Raw genomic sequence first — 14251 nt, 5'->3', positions numbered from 1 at the left:
AGACAAGCACATACTCTTAGAATATATAGAAAATTCATTATGATTAAGCATGTTCTCTGACAGAAAATTTGATGGTGAAAAAATTGACTGCTGATTACAACGAATTAACAAAACAAGTTCTCAATCTGTTCCCACAAGTGAAATTTGCAGGAGTGGTAAATGTTAAGGGAGAAATTGTAGCTGGAGGACATAAAGAAAATGTTGATCAAGTACTAGTTGGCGATGAAGTCAAAATGTCGATTCATTACTCTATACAAAAAAGAGATCTCTATACTAATTTGGCATATAAGATTGGAAAAGAAAGATCTGCAATTACAGAATTTGAAAAAGCTGCAATTATCAGCATTCCAATAAATTCTAATGAATTATTTTTAGTTCGTACAGATAAAGGAGCAGATTATTTGAAAATTGTTGACTTTGTTTATTCAAAACTAAACCCTCAAAAATACATTCGCGAAGAGATCAAAATAATTCAAGATGAGATTGAGAAATTAAAAAATCTCAGAGAAAGCAAGGAAACAAAATCAAAAAAGAAAAATACTGCAAAGAGAAAACCAGCTAGAAAGAGTGCTGCAAAGAAAAAGGTGGTAAAGAGAAAACCAGCTAGAAAGAGTGCTGCAAAGAAAAAGGTGGTAAAGAGAAAACCAGCTAGAAAGAGTGCTGCAAAGAAAAAGGTGGTAAAGAGAAAACCAGCTAGAAAGAGTGCTGCAAAGAAAAAGGTGGTAAAGAGAAAACCAGCTAGAAAGAGTGCTGCAAAGAAAAAGGTGGTAAAGAGAAAACCAGCTAGAAAGATAACTAAATCTAAAAGAAAAGCCATTAGGCAAAGATAGACAGCAGATAAGCCAAATTATTTAACGAATTTATGTCCAAATCAAGATGAATAACCATGAGTAATCTAGACCCCATATTGTCAAAGGCATGTAGTGAAATTACTCAGAATATTCTAACAATTAACGAGCCAAGCAAAAAGCAAGTCAAAGAAGAAATTATAAAAATTTGCACAAAATATGCCCTAGAAAGAATTCCTAGAAATTATGAAATCCTATCAATGGCAAAAGAATCAGATTTTAACAAATTAAGAAAAGTATTGCTAAGAAAGCCAGCAAAGACAGCCTCAGGAGTGTCAGTTGTTGCATTAATGCCTAAGCCATATGCGTGTCCACATGGAAGATGCACATATTGTCCAGGTGGAATAGAATACAATTCTCCAAATAGTTACACAGGAAAAGAACCATCATCGCTTAATGCAATTGAAAATGAGTTTGATCCTAAATTACAAATCACTTCAAAAATTAAAAAATTAATTGCCTTCGGACATGATCCATCCAAAATGGAAGTAGTAATCGTTGGCGGAACCTTTCTTTTCATGCCAAAAGACTATCAAGAGAATTTTATCAAGTCATGTTATGACGCATTAAATGGAATTGATTCAAACGATTTGCAAGAGGCCAAGTCAAATAATGAACATGCTGCAATTAGAAATGTAGGATTTACAATTGAAACAAAACCAGATTATTGTAAAAAAGAACATGTTGATTTAATGCTAAACTACGGAATTACAAGAATAGAGATAGGTGTACAATCACTACAAGAACGAGTTTATGAAATAGTAAACAGAGGACACAATTACAATGACGTAATAGAATCATTTCAAATTTCAAAAGATGTAGGTTACAAAATTGTAGCACATATGATGCCAGGATTACCTACAATGACTCCAGAAGGAGATATTGCAGATTTCAAAAAACTGTTTGCAGATTCACAACTACGTCCTGACATGCTGAAAATTTATCCATCATTGGTTATTGAAAACACACCGTTGTATGAAGAATACAAACAAGAAAAATACATCCCATATTCAGATGAAGATATGATCAAAGTTTTAACAGAAGTAAAAAAGAATGTTCCAAAATGGGTCAGAATAATGAGAATACAAAGAGAGATTTCTCCAAATGAAATCATTGCAGGGCCAAAGTCTGGAAATCTGAGACAGATTGTTCACCAAAATTTAGCCAAACAAGGACTATCATGCAAGTGTATCAGATGTAGGGAAGCAGGACTATCAAACAAAAAATCAGATCCAAATGATGTGAAACTAAAAAGAATTGATTATGATTCCTCAGGAGGAAAGGAAACATTCCTGTCTTATGAGGACAAAAATGAGTCAATTTATGGATTTTTGAGATTAAGAAAGCCAAGCAGTAAGGTTCACAGAGATGAAGTAGGTAAAAACAGTTGTATCGTTAGAGAAATTCACGTCTATGGAAAATCACTGAAGCTTGGAGAAAAAGAAGAAAATGAAATTCAGCATTCAGGATTAGGGAAAAACCTGATGAGAGAAGCTGAGAAAATATCCAAAGAAGAGTTTGATGCAAAGAAAATTCTAGTAATCAGTGCAGTTGGTACAAGAGAATATTATCAAAAGTTAGGGTATTCGTTATATGGGCCATACATGTCCAAGACATTGAATTAGTGAAAATGTCAGAACAAAAAATTATTGGTAAGGGAACTTGGATAGACAAGCTAGCTTCAGAACTTCTTGAACGTGAAAAATCCCTTGGGAGAAATTTAGACATTATTAGAGTAGAAAGTGGTCTTGGTGCATCAGGAGTGCCACACATTGGAAGTTTAGGTGATGCAGTAAGAGCTTACGGTGTTAAACTAGCACTTGAGAATTTTGGTTACAAATCAGATTTAATTGCATATTCAGATGATCTTGATGGTTTACGAAAAATTCCAGAAGGATTCCCAGATTCTCTAGAAGAGCATTTAGCAAAACCGGTATCGTTAATTCCTGATCCCTACGGATGTCACGACTCATATGGCATGCACATGAGCAGTATTCTTTTAGATGGATTAGATAAAGTTGGAATAAAATATGAATTTAGAAGAGCAGTTGACACCTACAAGAATGGATTACTACAAGAACAAATTCACACAATCCTGCAAAACAGTACAAAGATTGGAGATAAGATTTCAGAGCTTGTAGGACAAGAAAAATATCAAAAATACCTCCCATACTTTCCAGTTTGTACAAATTGTAATCGTCTCTACACTGCAGAAGCTACTAAATACATTGCAGATGAAAAGAAGGTAAAGTATCTGTGTCATGATGCAGAGATTGGCTCAAAAATGATCAAAGGATGTGGTCATGAAGGAGAGGCAGACATTACAAAAGATCTTGGAAAATTAGCCTGGAAAGTAGAATTTGCTGCAAGATGGGTAGCATTTGACATTAGATTTGAAGCATATGGAAAAGACATTATGGATTCAGTAAAGGTAAATGATTGGGTTGCAGATGAAATTTTAGGATTTCCACATCCTCACCATGTGAAATATGAAATGTTTTTAGACAAAGGAGGAAAGAAAATTTCAAAATCACTTGGAAATGTAATTACAGCACAAAAGTGGTTAGAGTTTGGAACTCCAAAATCAATTCTATTATTACTATACAAAAGAATTACAGGTGCACGAGAATTAGGATTTGAAGACATACCATCTTTAATGAGCGAATACAATGAATTAGAAGACATTTACTTTGGACGAATAAAAGTAGACAATCAAGCAAAACTAACAAAATCAAAAGGACTCTACGAGTATGTAAATCTCCTCAGCCCCCCAAAACAATCAAGCACACATGTTAACTATAGACTATTAGTAGAATTGTCAAAAATATTCAAGGAAAACAGAGGCGAGCGAGTAATGAAAAAATTACTAGACTATGGAGTAATAAAAAATCCAGAGCCAGAAATAGAAAAACTCATCGAGCTTGCAGGAAATTATTCAAATGAATTTGATGAGCAAGAGAAAACGCAAGTTGATTTAGACGATTCTGCAAAAAAAGCACTAAAGATTCTTGTTGATGCATTAGGGGTAGAAGAGGAACCGGAAGATATTCAAAATACAATATACCAAATTGCAAAATCAAATGACGTACAACCAAAAGATTTCTTTAAAATATTATACCAAATAATCCTTGGAACATCAAGAGGACCAAAGATAGGTCCATTCATTTCAGACATTGGAAGAAAGCAAGTTGCAAAAACACTTTCAGAGTATATTTAGTCATGGTTCACTCTGAGCACAATAAATCAAAAAACAGTGGCGGATTTGCCTTGATAATTTTAGGTGCATTAATGCTATTTCTTGCACCAAACATCTATCCAGAAATGCCCGAACTAGGCACGATGGCCTTGTTTGGAGGCATAATTATTGGTGGAATTGGATTTTATCTAAAATTTTTCAGAGCACGGGTAAAGAAGGAATAAAGAAACGTTCATCTCTTGGAAATAACGGTAGAGTGTCATGGGGCTTTTTAGTAAGAAAAAAGAAGAAGCAGAGACAATCTCTCAAAATAGTGAAGAGTATGTTCTAAAAGAAGAACTAGAATCAGAAGTAGAAAAATTACAACAAGAATATAGAACAAAACAAACGGAACTAGAAGAAATTACCCAAAAAATTCAATCAGTAAAAGAAGAGTATGATTCGACAGTTGGCAATTTAATGATAGTCAAAAAAGAGCTTAATCAAAAAAAGATGGAGCATGATATTATTCAAAGAGAATGCAAAGAGATGGGAGAGAGGATTAAAAATGCAGAAAAAATTAAAGATTCAAAATCAATTCAGGAGTTTAAACAAACAGAAGAAAATTTAGAAAAATTAAAACAAAAATTGGACGAATTCACAAAAAAGCAAGATGAGATTAAAGAAGAAATTGAACAAGGTAAATTAGATCTACACAACATAAGAAAACAGCAAATAGATGCTCAAAAAGAATTAGATGAGGCAAATTCAAGACTATATAACGCAAAAGAAGAATTAAACAAAAAGGATCAATTCGAAGACACAGATGTTCTAACCCCTAAAGAAAGAGAATTCATTGCAGGGGAAAAATCAAATGAGAAAAGTTCTGCAGGGATCATCGAAGCTGCAAGTGCAGTAGTAGGTTCATTAAAATCAAAACTTAGCATGACAGAAAAAGAATTAGAAACAGTTCAATTACTTTTAGAAAAAGAAAGAGAAGATCATCAAGAAACAAAAAAAGAATTAGACGAAATCAAAACATTATCTAAAAAACTGGAAGAATCATAAACTCTCAAAATGTTTTTTCCATTTTGATTTAATTTCTTGCTCTGAAATTCCCATATCATATAATGGGGATCTCACTTCAGATACATCTGAGACATCAACTAGAACAATTGAATTAATTGGACTCTTGACACCATTTCCTCTATAATGATTCAGAATTTTCTCAAATAGTGTCTTTTCTTGGATAATTCTAGCCTCACCCCTAAACAAATATCCCTTTCGCAAAAGGGGATCTATTACATTAATCTCCACATTAGGATTTGTTTTCAAATTATTTACCGTGTCAGGCGAACGAATATCTGCAAATGCTAATGTTTTGTCAGTCCATCCAATAATGGTTCCCTTTGGTGAAAGATTGGGAGTTCCATCAGAATTTACCGTTGCAATATAACCAAGCTTTTGAAGATCTAAAAAATCCTTAATTTCCTGAGTAATCACAAAAATTGTCACTATAGATTGCTATAATGTATTTTGTCTGTGCAATTAGCGCATGACTTCTGCCATAAATTGAGAAAAGAAGAAAAACGCAATGCCCCCTCCAATAATTGCAACCCAAGCAACTATCTGCTTAATTTTAGACATACAACAGAAATTTCTAAACTCACTATTGAATCTAATTGAATTTTTATAATCTACAGGCGAGAAACCGCCCGTACTTGTACCGTTCATGAATCGCCTACTTTTCTTGCTCACGAATGTATCTCTCTATGGTTTGTGGAGAATGCAAAGCATTCAATGAAGCAAGAAGAGGCCATCCAACTTGTTGGGCGGTAGTTCACTTAGACAATTTAATTAGATTGACGACAAAATACCAATATTGGCAAGCATCAAAGACATTGGGAAGTTTTTTCTGTTTATAGTTGGAGGGTTAGTAGCAATTATCGTGGGATCTTTTATGATTAGAGGAACTATGCACATGTGGGATAATCCAGACAAGGAAACAAAGGATGAGAAAAAGGACTAAAAAGAAGTAGTATCAATTTAATTTAGAATTGTTTCAAGATTCATCAATTAGAAAATCACTTGACGAATATATCAAAAGAAGAATTTTAGAAATTCCAATTGAAATAAAACAGACATTTCCAAACATCAGACAAATTTGGAAATGCAACGATGAACTTGATTTTCTTTATGGGTATTACGTAGGAAGAATTGAAGAGGGGGCATTACACTATTTACTTAAAGCAACACGTGCATCAGCAGGTGGTTATGTAGATACTTTTGAGATAAGAGGAATCATCGAAACCCGTAAAATGGAATTACATGATGCAATAAAATCAGTAATCAATTAGTGAAGTAGAAATAGGACAGAGATCATCTAAAAACATGGTAGGACCACAAGATGGAGGATTTGGATTTGACCAATCTAAAAAATACACAACAGTTGAAAATATAGAAGAGGTTTGTGTTCAATGTCAAGCAGGACAGCACAAAAAATGTTTGAAAAAAGCAAAAGAGCAAGATGTTTGTGAATGTGAGCACTGTATGATTTACGGTTAGGAAAACAAGTTAATCTAATTAATAACCATGCAAATCAACAGCAATTGTAATAATAAGAAAATTGGATGTTATCATGATAATTCCACACATCGATTGAAATTCAAAATGTCTAGTAAGAGAATGCAAGTGTGAAAAAATTGAATTCTAAAGATCTGCTAACTTGTTTTCAAGTTCCTTGATCTCTTTTTGATGTACATCAGAAACATTTTGTGCAAACTCTCTATGTGCAGAAATTATTGCATTCAAAGCATCTTGATAATTGGGATGTCCTTTTTTGAGAACATCACAAAATTCCAGCGATGTAATATGACCAGTGACAGTTGCCATTGCACCTTTTTGATTAAATTGTACGATTCCTCCAAATGCCTCAATTAGCATGTATGCAGATTCTGCCTTGCATTTATAGGTCACACGCCCAGTTTCGGTGTTGAAGAGTTGTGTTATTCCACATGGTTTTCTTGTCACAGTAACTGTCATGAAAAGATTTGAAATAATGCGGTATTAATTATTTTAGAAACTCTATGCTGCGGGATCAGCTTCAGGAGATACTGCATTTGTTGCAAGAAGCTTGTCTATTTCGTGGATTGCAAGTTTATCTCTTCCTAAAAGATCAAACTTTTGCAGCATTGTTTCAAACTTTGTTTCTTCTTGGACTTGTTCATTTACAAACCATTCTAGAAATGCATATGTTGAATGATCTTTTTCTTTTTGTGCAATCTCTACCATGTGATGAATGGCTTTGGTTACGGCTTGTTCATTTTTCAGTGCAGTCTTAATTAGTCCTTCAAGGGATTTGTAAGAACTGACAGGTGCTTTGATTGCAGGGATTGTTGCAGTTGCTCCAAGAGAATTAAGATAATGAACAATTTTGAGCATGTGAGTTCTTTCTTCATCAGATTGAGCGTAAAAGTAGTTTGCAGCTCCTTGATACCCCGTAACCTCACACCATGATGCCATTGCAAGATAGCTGTTAGATGCAGAAGCCTCAAGAAGTACTTGGTCGTTTAAGGTTTTATTCATTTTAGGAGAAAGTTTCATTTTAATCATAATTGTTAAGTATTCTTAATTAAAAATAGTTTCGCTGATTTTGAAGATATTAAGAATAGAATTTAGTTATTAAAAAGAATAAGGCAAATCCTGATAAAAATACAATTCCTGCAAAACTCAAAATTCTCAGGAAAATAGATGGTTGATGTTCTTTCTCTAGAAATTTACCTGTAACTAGTCTTAAATTAAAAATTGCAATTACAGGGGCTATCACAAAGGACAAAACAGTTGCAAAGTCAACTAGTTCTTTGAGATTGTTTCCAAATTGAAATATCACCACAAGAGAACCTGCAGATATTAGAATTAAGAAAATTACATAAAATGTACGAAATTTTGTGCGTATTTTGTCCTCTTTTTTTGTAAAAATCAATTCAACAGTTCTCTGCAAAGACCTAGAATATCCATCAAAGACTGCAATGATTGTCCCAAACATTACAGTAAATGCCGAAGCTGCAATTATGATGTAACTCCAACCACCAATTGTTTCAGTGTATAGTGTTACAACTTTGTGTGCAAAATCAGAATTATTATTTGGTAATTCCTGACCAGAACCATAGAAGATAAAAGTTCCAAGTACAACAAACATCACTGCGAGAATTCCAGTAATCAGATATGCTAATCGAAATTCAAGTAGAGTTTCTTTTAGTTTTGGTTTATAATTTGTTTGTTTCATTCGCTCCAACGTCCACAAACTATTCCAGCTTGAAAGATCAACTGCAGTTGGCATCCATCCCATCAATGCAAGCAAGAAAAAGATCCCAGAGATATCCCAAAGTTCTTTTGGTTCAAATCCAGATACAGGCTCAATAGGTCCATTGTATAATGCAAACAAGAAAGCAGATACGGTAGAAGCCAGTAAAACAATTGCAATTATCTTAATCAAACTATCAAGTAGATTGTATTTTCCAATTGCCAATATTCCAACACACACTACAAACAAAATTACTACAGTCCATTCTCCCAGAAAATCAATTCCAAATAAATTCTCAAAAAATCCTGCAGTAACAAATCCTACTGCACCTGTCACAAAAAACATCGATGCAATTGTTAGTAAAAAATATAACCAAAGAGCAGGCTTGCCAAGTTTTTTATAACCATCAATGATACTTGTTTGTGTAGAGTTCGCATAACGAGATCCATACTCAAAGAAAGGATATTTCATTACAGATACCAAGATTACAAATCCTAACATCATCAAACCAAAATCAGCACCAGCTCTAGTGGATTGTACTAAATGTGAAACTCCAATTGCTGTGCATGCAAATAAAATTCCAGGCCCAGCAGTTTTTGAAAAAGAGGAAAGTTTTCCATTCAAGATAATAATTAATAAAAAAAGGTAGGATATAATTGAGAATCTAAAATACAAGGACATAAAATCAGAGTTAAATATAAGAAATAATTAATTTGTTTATGTTATTTGGTGTTTTTGCAGTACACAGCCCAGAATCATGCCCTCTCAATAATGATTTAAGTAAAAAGATGTTTGTACAAATACAGAAAAAAATTGAAGAAAAACTTGATGAGTTTAAAGTATCAAAAATTATCGGGTTTTACATGTCAGTGCTAGAACATGAATGGATAATTATTTTGGATGCAGAAAATTCACACGATATTGAAAAATTGTGTATTGATGTAGGTATTTCATCAGTGAGTACTGTGAAAATTGTTCCCATGAATACTTATGCAGATGCAATAAAAAAAATGCAATCATAATTTAAAATTAAACTTGAATTAGTTTTTGTATAAAAAACAATCAGTAGTATGATCATTTACCATTCCAATTGCCTGCATTAGGGCATAACAAATTGTAGGCCCGACAAAACTGAAACCATATTTTTTGAGATCTTGGCTTAATTTTTCTGAAATTTCAGTTAATGCAGGAATGTCAGAGAGTTTTTTGAATTTGTTTTTGATTGGCTTGTGGTTTACAAAACCCCAGAGATAATTATCAAATGAGCCATACTCGGCTTGAATCTTAAGAAACTGCTTTGCATTATTAATTGCAGAATTAATTTTGAGTTTATTTCGAATTATGGATTCATCTTTGAGTAGTTTTTCGATGTGTGTTTTATTGTATTTTGAGATTTTGAGGGCATCAAAGTCTGAAAATGCTTTTCTATAGCCATCCCTGCGCTTGAGAATAGTAGTCCAAGACAGACCAGCTTGTGCGCCCTCCAATATCAAAAACTCAAATAATTTACAATCATCATGTTGTGGTCTTCCCCATTCCATATCATGATATGTGATGTTAGGCTCATCTTTTGCCCATTCGCATCTATTCGTCATTATTCAAGTAAGAGTTAACACAAAATATTAGTTATCACATGAAATTTTTATGAAACTAAACCAGCAATTACTCCAAATTAACAGAAGTTTTTTAATTTGTTTTATTGCATCAGCGTCTTTATCAGCAGTCGCGGCTCAATTACTATCAGAATATGACAATTATCTAAACACAACAATAACAATAATCATCGGATATATTGTATACTTTGGAATTTTTTCTAGTTTGTTTTATTGGGACAACATTGAACGATATAGAGGAATGAAATCAAATTTAATTAAAAAAGAATTATTTGCATTAATCTCCTCTTTCGGATTAGCTGAGATAGTATATCTAGGAATAAGATGGCCTACACTATACTATTTTCTTGAAATCGGAATAGAACCATATCTTGCATCTATAATTTCTGAAATAATTGCAACTGCATGCTACATGGCATCAGTTACAATATTTCTTAGAAAGACTAAGACGTTTTAGTTATTTTGCTAGCTGTGTTACCAAGTCAGTTGATGTAATAATACCAACAATCTTACCGTTTTCAGTTACTGCGAGTTTTCGGATTTTTTTGGTAGTCATTCTTTTTGCTGCAGCAGAGATTGGCTCATTATGATTAATTGTGATCAACGGAGATGACATTATTTTTTCAGCTGGGGTGTCAAGTGAAAGACTATTTGCTGCAATTTTTGTTGCAAAATCCCTATCAGTTACAATTCCTATAGGATTATCATTTTCTTTGACAAATATTGCGCCTATTCCTCCCTGTTGCATCATTTTTGCAATTTGTTTTGCAGTGGTGGCAGGATTTATTGTGATCATTGCCTTAGTCATGATATCCTGAATCAGGATAGAATTAGAATTGAAATCTTGTCGACTCATTACAAGGATTAGAGATCCTAATATTTAAGAAATTCATAAAATAATGGGTTTTTGCACCAGAAATTTATTTCAGATTAGATTCAAAAAAGGCAATAGTTTTTCCCCAGGCATCCTTTGATTCATCTGGAGCATATCTTTCACCAGATGGATTTGCAAAAGCATGGTCAACTCCAGAATAGATGTTAATGTCGTTTTGAATTCCTAACTCATTCAATGAAGATTCAAACGCATTTACAGAATCAACGGTTATTCCTTTGTCCAATCCTGCAAATATTCCAAGCACAGGCCATTGAATTGAAGATAGTTTTTCAGGATCAGTCACCAGACTTCCATAGTAAATTACAGTTGCATCCATGTCATCATTGTTTAATGCAAGATTAAGTGATTGACCACCACCAAAACACCAACCAATAGAACCAATTTTTTCTGAAGCATAATTTTCATTAATGAACGCAGTTGCAGAATTCATGTTTTGTATTCCTCGTTCTGAATCATAAGAAACAATCAATTGTCGTGCTTGGTCATAAGTTGTTGCAACATTTCCCTCATAAAGATCAACTGCTAAAACAACATAACCATGAGATGCTAGTTTGTCTGCCATCTCTTTGATGTTATCATTTAGCCCCCACCATTCATGAATCATAACTACACCAGGATAGTGCCCATCAATTGTAGGTTTTGCCAAATATCCAATAGTATCACCAAAGTATGCAACAGATTCAGATTCTGTGATAAATTCTCCAAGTGTAAAAATTTCAGAATTATTATTTTTATCACTGTAATCAGGCAAAATATGAATAGCCCAACCTCGCATAATTAATTTTTCAACACTGGAAAAATTAACACATGCAGGTAATCCATCTGATTGTTTTAGAACAAGTTCTTTTCCTTCAGTACATGTAACATTTGATGGTTCAGTTCCTTGAGATATCTGTTTTAATGGTGGTGGAAAATATGCAATTGAGGGTGGAGTAAATTTTACATTATATGATTCAAGTTCAGAACATAGTTTATCTCCACAAACTTTATCAGACATTACTTGCCATGCAGATTTTCCAGTGGCCTGCTCAGCAAACACAGTAGACGACGGATATATTCCCATTACAAAAAGAAGAAACACAAAAGAGAGCAGAATGAATTTTTTCAACACAATATAAATCACAAAACAGAATTTAAACGATGTTTCCATTTTAATTATCGGAGTTTCCCTCAAAGCGGAACTATATTTTTGAAAGTATTTTTTTCTTTTTTTCTTGAAATTCTTTCTTTGTGATGATACCTGCCTTTTGTAAATCACCTAGTTTTCCCAACAATTCAAGATCATCATTACCAGATGATCTAATCTTCTTTCCGGCGTTTATACCGCTTTTAATTCCGGACTTGGTACCCTTTTTTAATTTGGAGCCTAAGATACTGCCCTTATAGGTAATTTTTTCGCTAATTGCATATCCTTTTTTCTTTGCCTGATTGAAGATTTCTTCGGATTTTCGTCTAGTAACATCATCAACAAACTGGTGTTTTTTTGCCATCTTTCCAAATTCTTGGGTTTTTTTCTTAGCTAAATGGGCTTGTGTTTTCAGATCTTTGATTATTTCATCCTTAGTTTTACGTTTGAATCTTCTAGTGTATTCTTCAATGACTAAAACAGGAAATGGGCTATACTCTACATCAAGATAATATTTGATAATGACATCATCAGATAATGTCTTCAGATATTCTTTAATTGATTTTTCTGATTTTATTTCCATGGTATTTACTCAATGTATTCTCGTGAACTTACCAATGACTAAAGTCAATTGGCTTCTTCCTGCTTCAACGACCGAGTTTCTGATCTCCACAGGCGTGCATTCCTGCGGTTCCCGCAGTAGTATGTCTGAACACAATCCATTTTCGGCTTTACGTAACAAATGGTACATGTTCATATTATTGATACGACCGTATTTGCCTAACTCTAACATGTTATTAATTACACATGTATAGTATTTGAATATTTGATTGTATTTTATTTTGAGTTGTGCTGTGTTCGCTTTCATCCCAACCCTAAAAGGGTGTTGGGTTTTTCCGCTCATATCTATAAAAAGATTCAAGGTTTATTTTTCAATTGCATGTTGGTCTAAAACCTCGATGCAATCATTTAGAACAATATTGCCTGAAATAGCTTCAGTTTCCTGTAGATTGAATTCTTGACTTAGTTGCTGATCATATTCTACCAAATCATTTCTGTATGTATGACATGCAGAACGCAGTAATCTCCAGTAGTAATAGCCCTTGTTCATTTCAGCCCTTATTTGTTCTGGCTCTAGTTTTAGTATTATAGAAAGATGTTCATAGTCTTCTCGGTAACTGTCAAATTTTCCCCTAACAATTTTAGGAAGTTCATCATACCAATCTCTACCTTCGTTTGTTCTCTGGACATTGTGAATTTTTTGCAGTTGATACGAGACAGAGTCTCCCAATACATCTAGAACATCACTTGTTTCAAGTAGTTTCATAAGTTCGGGGTTTATCACAAGTTATCCTCAGTACATACAAAATTAAGCGTTTGGAAAACATATTTTGTTTTTGTAAATAAGAAATTATTCATCATAACAAAAAGGCCAAAGCCCTAACAATGTCGGTTTTGCTGATTACTCCTATAATATTTCCATGCCTTGATAGAACTGCGGCACCATTGATATTTTTCTCCAAAAGCAATTTGGCAGCTTTAATCAAATCATCATCATAGTTTACAGAAACAATATTTTTGCTCATTATTTCATTAATTTTTGTACTACCACCAAACCCAGACTCAGAAATGAATCCTTTTCTTGGAAATATTACGGATATTAGAGGATCCGTATTGTCAAGTACATCCTCTTTGTCTCCCAGAGACAATGCTAAATTAAATAAATCCCTGAATGTCACAATTCCAACAGGAGACTCTTCATGATCACGCAAAATGACTCGGGAAATTTTTTCGTCAATCATTTTTAGAACCACCTTGTAGAGAGGAGTGTCATAGTATTGCCATGCATAATATGGTGACATGTACTCACCTACGATTTTTTGTGAATCTATTTTAGTAAAATATCGAACAAGGTCAGTCTTTGTAATAATTCCAACAACTTCATCATTACTAGTTACAACCAAAGAGCCGATTTCATTGGTCATCATCAGTTGGGCACACTTGTCAATTCCTGTTTTTTCATCAACACTGATTATTTTTTTGATAATTTCAGATAATGGAATTTCATCAAGTTTTCTCTCAGTAGCATCAGTTAAGAGGAAAATCCCCAAATCTTTTTCAGACACAAGACCAGTGATTTTTCCATTTTCTGTTACTAATAATCGGCTTTTCTTCTCATTGATTATTTTTTTTAAAACATCAGCCAAGTTGGATTCATACTTTATGGTTCTTGGAGTATTCATGAAATCTTTTGCGTGCTTCAACAATTAGAAAAAATATTAGAGATATTA

The 14251-nt window shown here is 33.4% G+C and carries 21 protein-coding genes; 10 read left to right on the top strand and 11 right to left on the bottom strand.

Annotated elements, in window-relative coordinates; translation table 11 throughout:
- The first annotated feature begins 71 nt into the window (after window positions 1-71).
- Genes C5F50_RS04485 through C5F50_RS04465 form a run of 5 tightly spaced genes read left to right on the top strand, consistent with a single transcriptional unit; the run spans window position 72 to window position 5091 of the window.
- Window positions 72-830 carry a hypothetical protein gene (locus C5F50_RS04485; protein WP_246282146.1) on the top strand — a complete coding sequence of 253 codons (759 nt, stop codon included), beginning with the start codon at window positions 72-74 and terminating at the stop codon, window positions 828-830.
- Window positions 831-886: 56 nt separating this feature from the next.
- Window positions 887-2473, top strand: coding sequence for an elongator complex protein 3 (locus C5F50_RS04480; RefSeq protein WP_179372481.1), 1587 nt, complete (start codon window positions 887-889; stop codon window positions 2471-2473).
- Window positions 2474-2478: 5 nt separating this feature from the next.
- A complete protein-coding gene (gene lysS, locus C5F50_RS04475) occupies window positions 2479-4065 on the top strand; it encodes a lysine--tRNA ligase (protein WP_179372480.1) in 1587 nt (528 codons plus the stop codon).
- A gap of 2 nt (window positions 4066-4067) precedes the next feature.
- Window positions 4068-4268, top strand: a complete 201-nt coding sequence (locus tag C5F50_RS04470; RefSeq protein WP_179372479.1) for a hypothetical protein — start codon at window positions 4068-4070, stop codon at window positions 4266-4268.
- 37 nt (window positions 4269-4305) lie between these two features.
- Window positions 4306-5091: a coiled-coil domain-containing protein gene (locus tag C5F50_RS04465; RefSeq protein ID WP_179372478.1), complete on the top strand. Its 786-nt coding sequence runs from the start codon at window positions 4306-4308 to the stop codon at window positions 5089-5091.
- Here the strand turns inward: C5F50_RS04465 and C5F50_RS04460 are convergent.
- Window positions 5086-5526 (bottom strand): pyridoxamine 5'-phosphate oxidase family protein, encoded by a 441-nt coding sequence (locus tag C5F50_RS04460; protein ID WP_246282145.1) that lies wholly within the window; start codon window positions 5524-5526, stop codon window positions 5086-5088. The two genes, C5F50_RS04465 and C5F50_RS04460, sit on opposite strands and share 6 nt — an antisense overlap.
- A gap of 379 nt (window positions 5527-5905) precedes the next feature.
- Here C5F50_RS04460 and C5F50_RS04455 point away from each other — a divergent pair, with 379 nt between their 5' ends.
- Genes C5F50_RS04455 through C5F50_RS04445 form a run of 3 tightly spaced genes read left to right on the top strand, consistent with a single transcriptional unit; the run spans window position 5906 to window position 6588 of the window.
- Entirely contained in the window at window positions 5906-6052 is a 147-nt protein-coding gene (locus tag C5F50_RS04455; protein ID WP_179372477.1) for a hypothetical protein, read from the top strand.
- Between the two features lie 28 nt (window positions 6053-6080).
- Entirely contained in the window at window positions 6081-6380 is a 300-nt protein-coding gene (locus C5F50_RS04450; RefSeq protein ID WP_179372476.1) for a hypothetical protein, read from the top strand.
- A 34-nt stretch (window positions 6381-6414) separates the two neighbouring features.
- Window positions 6415-6588 (top strand): hypothetical protein, encoded by a 174-nt coding sequence (locus C5F50_RS04445; protein WP_179372475.1) that lies wholly within the window; start codon window positions 6415-6417, stop codon window positions 6586-6588.
- 144 nt (window positions 6589-6732) lie between these two features.
- Here the strand turns inward: C5F50_RS04445 and C5F50_RS04440 are convergent, their stop codons facing one another.
- The 3 genes from C5F50_RS04440 to C5F50_RS04430 are packed head-to-tail and all read right to left on the bottom strand — an operon-like array spanning window position 6733 to window position 8950.
- Window positions 6733-7065 carry a hypothetical protein gene (locus C5F50_RS04440; RefSeq protein ID WP_179372474.1) on the bottom strand — a complete coding sequence of 111 codons (333 nt, stop codon included), beginning with the start codon at window positions 7063-7065 and terminating at the stop codon, window positions 6733-6735.
- 42 nt (window positions 7066-7107) lie between these two features.
- Window positions 7108-7626: a ferritin gene (locus C5F50_RS04435; protein WP_179372473.1), complete on the bottom strand. Its 519-nt coding sequence runs from the start codon at window positions 7624-7626 to the stop codon at window positions 7108-7110.
- A 58-nt stretch (window positions 7627-7684) separates the two neighbouring features.
- Entirely contained in the window at window positions 7685-8950 is a 1266-nt protein-coding gene (locus C5F50_RS04430) for an NRAMP family divalent metal transporter (RefSeq protein WP_179372472.1), read from the bottom strand.
- Window positions 8951-9045: 95 nt separating this feature from the next.
- Between C5F50_RS04430 and C5F50_RS04425 the strand changes: the two genes are divergently transcribed.
- Entirely contained in the window at window positions 9046-9348 is a 303-nt protein-coding gene (locus C5F50_RS04425; RefSeq protein ID WP_179372471.1) for a hypothetical protein, read from the top strand.
- An 18-nt stretch (window positions 9349-9366) separates the two neighbouring features.
- Here C5F50_RS04425 and C5F50_RS04420 read toward each other — a convergent pair whose 3' ends face one another.
- The gene (locus tag C5F50_RS04420; RefSeq protein ID WP_179372470.1) at window positions 9367-9921 is read right to left on the bottom strand and encodes a DNA-3-methyladenine glycosylase I; all 555 of its coding nucleotides are present in this window, start codon (window positions 9919-9921) and stop codon (window positions 9367-9369) included.
- A gap of 49 nt (window positions 9922-9970) precedes the next feature.
- On the opposite strand from C5F50_RS04420, the gene C5F50_RS04415 reads away from it, so the two are divergent.
- Window positions 9971-10396, top strand: a complete 426-nt coding sequence (locus C5F50_RS04415) for a hypothetical protein (protein WP_179372469.1) — start codon at window positions 9971-9973, stop codon at window positions 10394-10396.
- Here the strand turns inward: C5F50_RS04415 and C5F50_RS04410 are convergent, their stop codons facing one another.
- The 6 genes from C5F50_RS04410 to C5F50_RS04385 all read right to left on the bottom strand — a co-directional run bounded on the left by C5F50_RS04410 (window position 10397) and on the right by C5F50_RS04385 (window position 14224).
- Window positions 10397-10795, bottom strand: coding sequence for a CBS domain-containing protein (locus tag C5F50_RS04410; RefSeq protein WP_179372468.1), 399 nt, complete (start codon window positions 10793-10795; stop codon window positions 10397-10399).
- 64 nt (window positions 10796-10859) lie between these two features.
- On the bottom strand, window positions 10860-11942 hold the full coding sequence (locus C5F50_RS04405; RefSeq protein ID WP_246282143.1) for a dienelactone hydrolase family protein: 1083 nt from the start codon (window positions 11940-11942) through the stop codon (window positions 10860-10862).
- Window positions 11943-12015: 73 nt separating this feature from the next.
- Window positions 12016-12543 carry a hypothetical protein gene (locus C5F50_RS04400; RefSeq protein ID WP_179372467.1) on the bottom strand — a complete coding sequence of 176 codons (528 nt, stop codon included), beginning with the start codon at window positions 12541-12543 and terminating at the stop codon, window positions 12016-12018.
- A 9-nt stretch (window positions 12544-12552) separates the two neighbouring features.
- Window positions 12553-12828, bottom strand: coding sequence for a hypothetical protein (locus C5F50_RS04395; RefSeq protein ID WP_179372466.1), 276 nt, complete (start codon window positions 12826-12828; stop codon window positions 12553-12555).
- Window positions 12829-12885: 57 nt separating this feature from the next.
- Complete coding sequence (locus C5F50_RS04390) at window positions 12886-13305, bottom strand: hypothetical protein (RefSeq protein ID WP_246282142.1); 420 nt, start codon at window positions 13303-13305, stop codon at window positions 12886-12888.
- A 73-nt stretch (window positions 13306-13378) separates the two neighbouring features.
- A complete protein-coding gene (locus tag C5F50_RS04385; protein WP_179372465.1) occupies window positions 13379-14224 on the bottom strand; it encodes a CBS domain-containing protein in 846 nt (281 codons plus the stop codon).
- Window positions 14225-14251: the final 27 nt, after the last annotated feature.

It is taken from the genome of Nitrosopumilus ureiphilus (assembly GCF_013407185.1).
Lineage (GTDB): Archaea > Thermoproteota > Nitrososphaeria > Nitrososphaerales > Nitrosopumilaceae > Nitrosopumilus > Nitrosopumilus ureiphilus.
This window is presented reverse-complemented; position numbering and strand designations above follow the sequence as displayed.

Excerpts from the sequence above, each read along its gene's own strand:
- C5F50_RS04445 (WP_179372475.1), top strand. The coding sequence starts at position 6,415 with ATGGTAGGACCACAAGATGGAGGATTTGGATTTGACCAATCTAAAAAA.
- C5F50_RS04435 (WP_179372473.1), bottom strand. The coding sequence starts at position 7,626 with ATGAAACTTTCTCCTAAAATGAATAAAACCTTAAACGACCAAGTACTT.
- C5F50_RS04395 (WP_179372466.1), bottom strand. The coding sequence starts at position 12,828 with ATGAAAGCGAACACAGCACAACTCAAAATAAAATACAATCAAATATTC.
- C5F50_RS04410 (WP_179372468.1), bottom strand. The coding sequence starts at position 10,795 with ATGAGTCGACAAGATTTCAATTCTAATTCTATCCTGATTCAGGATATC.
- C5F50_RS04470 (WP_179372479.1), top strand. The coding sequence starts at position 4,068 with ATGGTTCACTCTGAGCACAATAAATCAAAAAACAGTGGCGGATTTGCC.
- C5F50_RS04480 (WP_179372481.1), top strand. The coding sequence starts at position 887 with ATGAGTAATCTAGACCCCATATTGTCAAAGGCATGTAGTGAAATTACT.
- C5F50_RS04420 (WP_179372470.1), bottom strand. The coding sequence starts at position 9,921 with ATGACGAATAGATGCGAATGGGCAAAAGATGAGCCTAACATCACATAT.
- C5F50_RS04485 (WP_246282146.1), top strand. The coding sequence starts at position 72 with ATGGTGAAAAAATTGACTGCTGATTACAACGAATTAACAAAACAAGTT.
- C5F50_RS04465 (WP_179372478.1), top strand. The coding sequence starts at position 4,306 with ATGGGGCTTTTTAGTAAGAAAAAAGAAGAAGCAGAGACAATCTCTCAA.
- lysS (WP_179372480.1), top strand. The coding sequence starts at position 2,479 with ATGTCAGAACAAAAAATTATTGGTAAGGGAACTTGGATAGACAAGCTA.
- C5F50_RS04415 (WP_179372469.1), top strand. The coding sequence starts at position 9,971 with ATGAAACTAAACCAGCAATTACTCCAAATTAACAGAAGTTTTTTAATT.
- C5F50_RS04440 (WP_179372474.1), bottom strand. The coding sequence starts at position 7,065 with ATGACAGTTACTGTGACAAGAAAACCATGTGGAATAACACAACTCTTC.
- C5F50_RS04425 (WP_179372471.1), top strand. The coding sequence starts at position 9,046 with ATGTTATTTGGTGTTTTTGCAGTACACAGCCCAGAATCATGCCCTCTC.
- C5F50_RS04400 (WP_179372467.1), bottom strand. The coding sequence starts at position 12,543 with ATGGAAATAAAATCAGAAAAATCAATTAAAGAATATCTGAAGACATTA.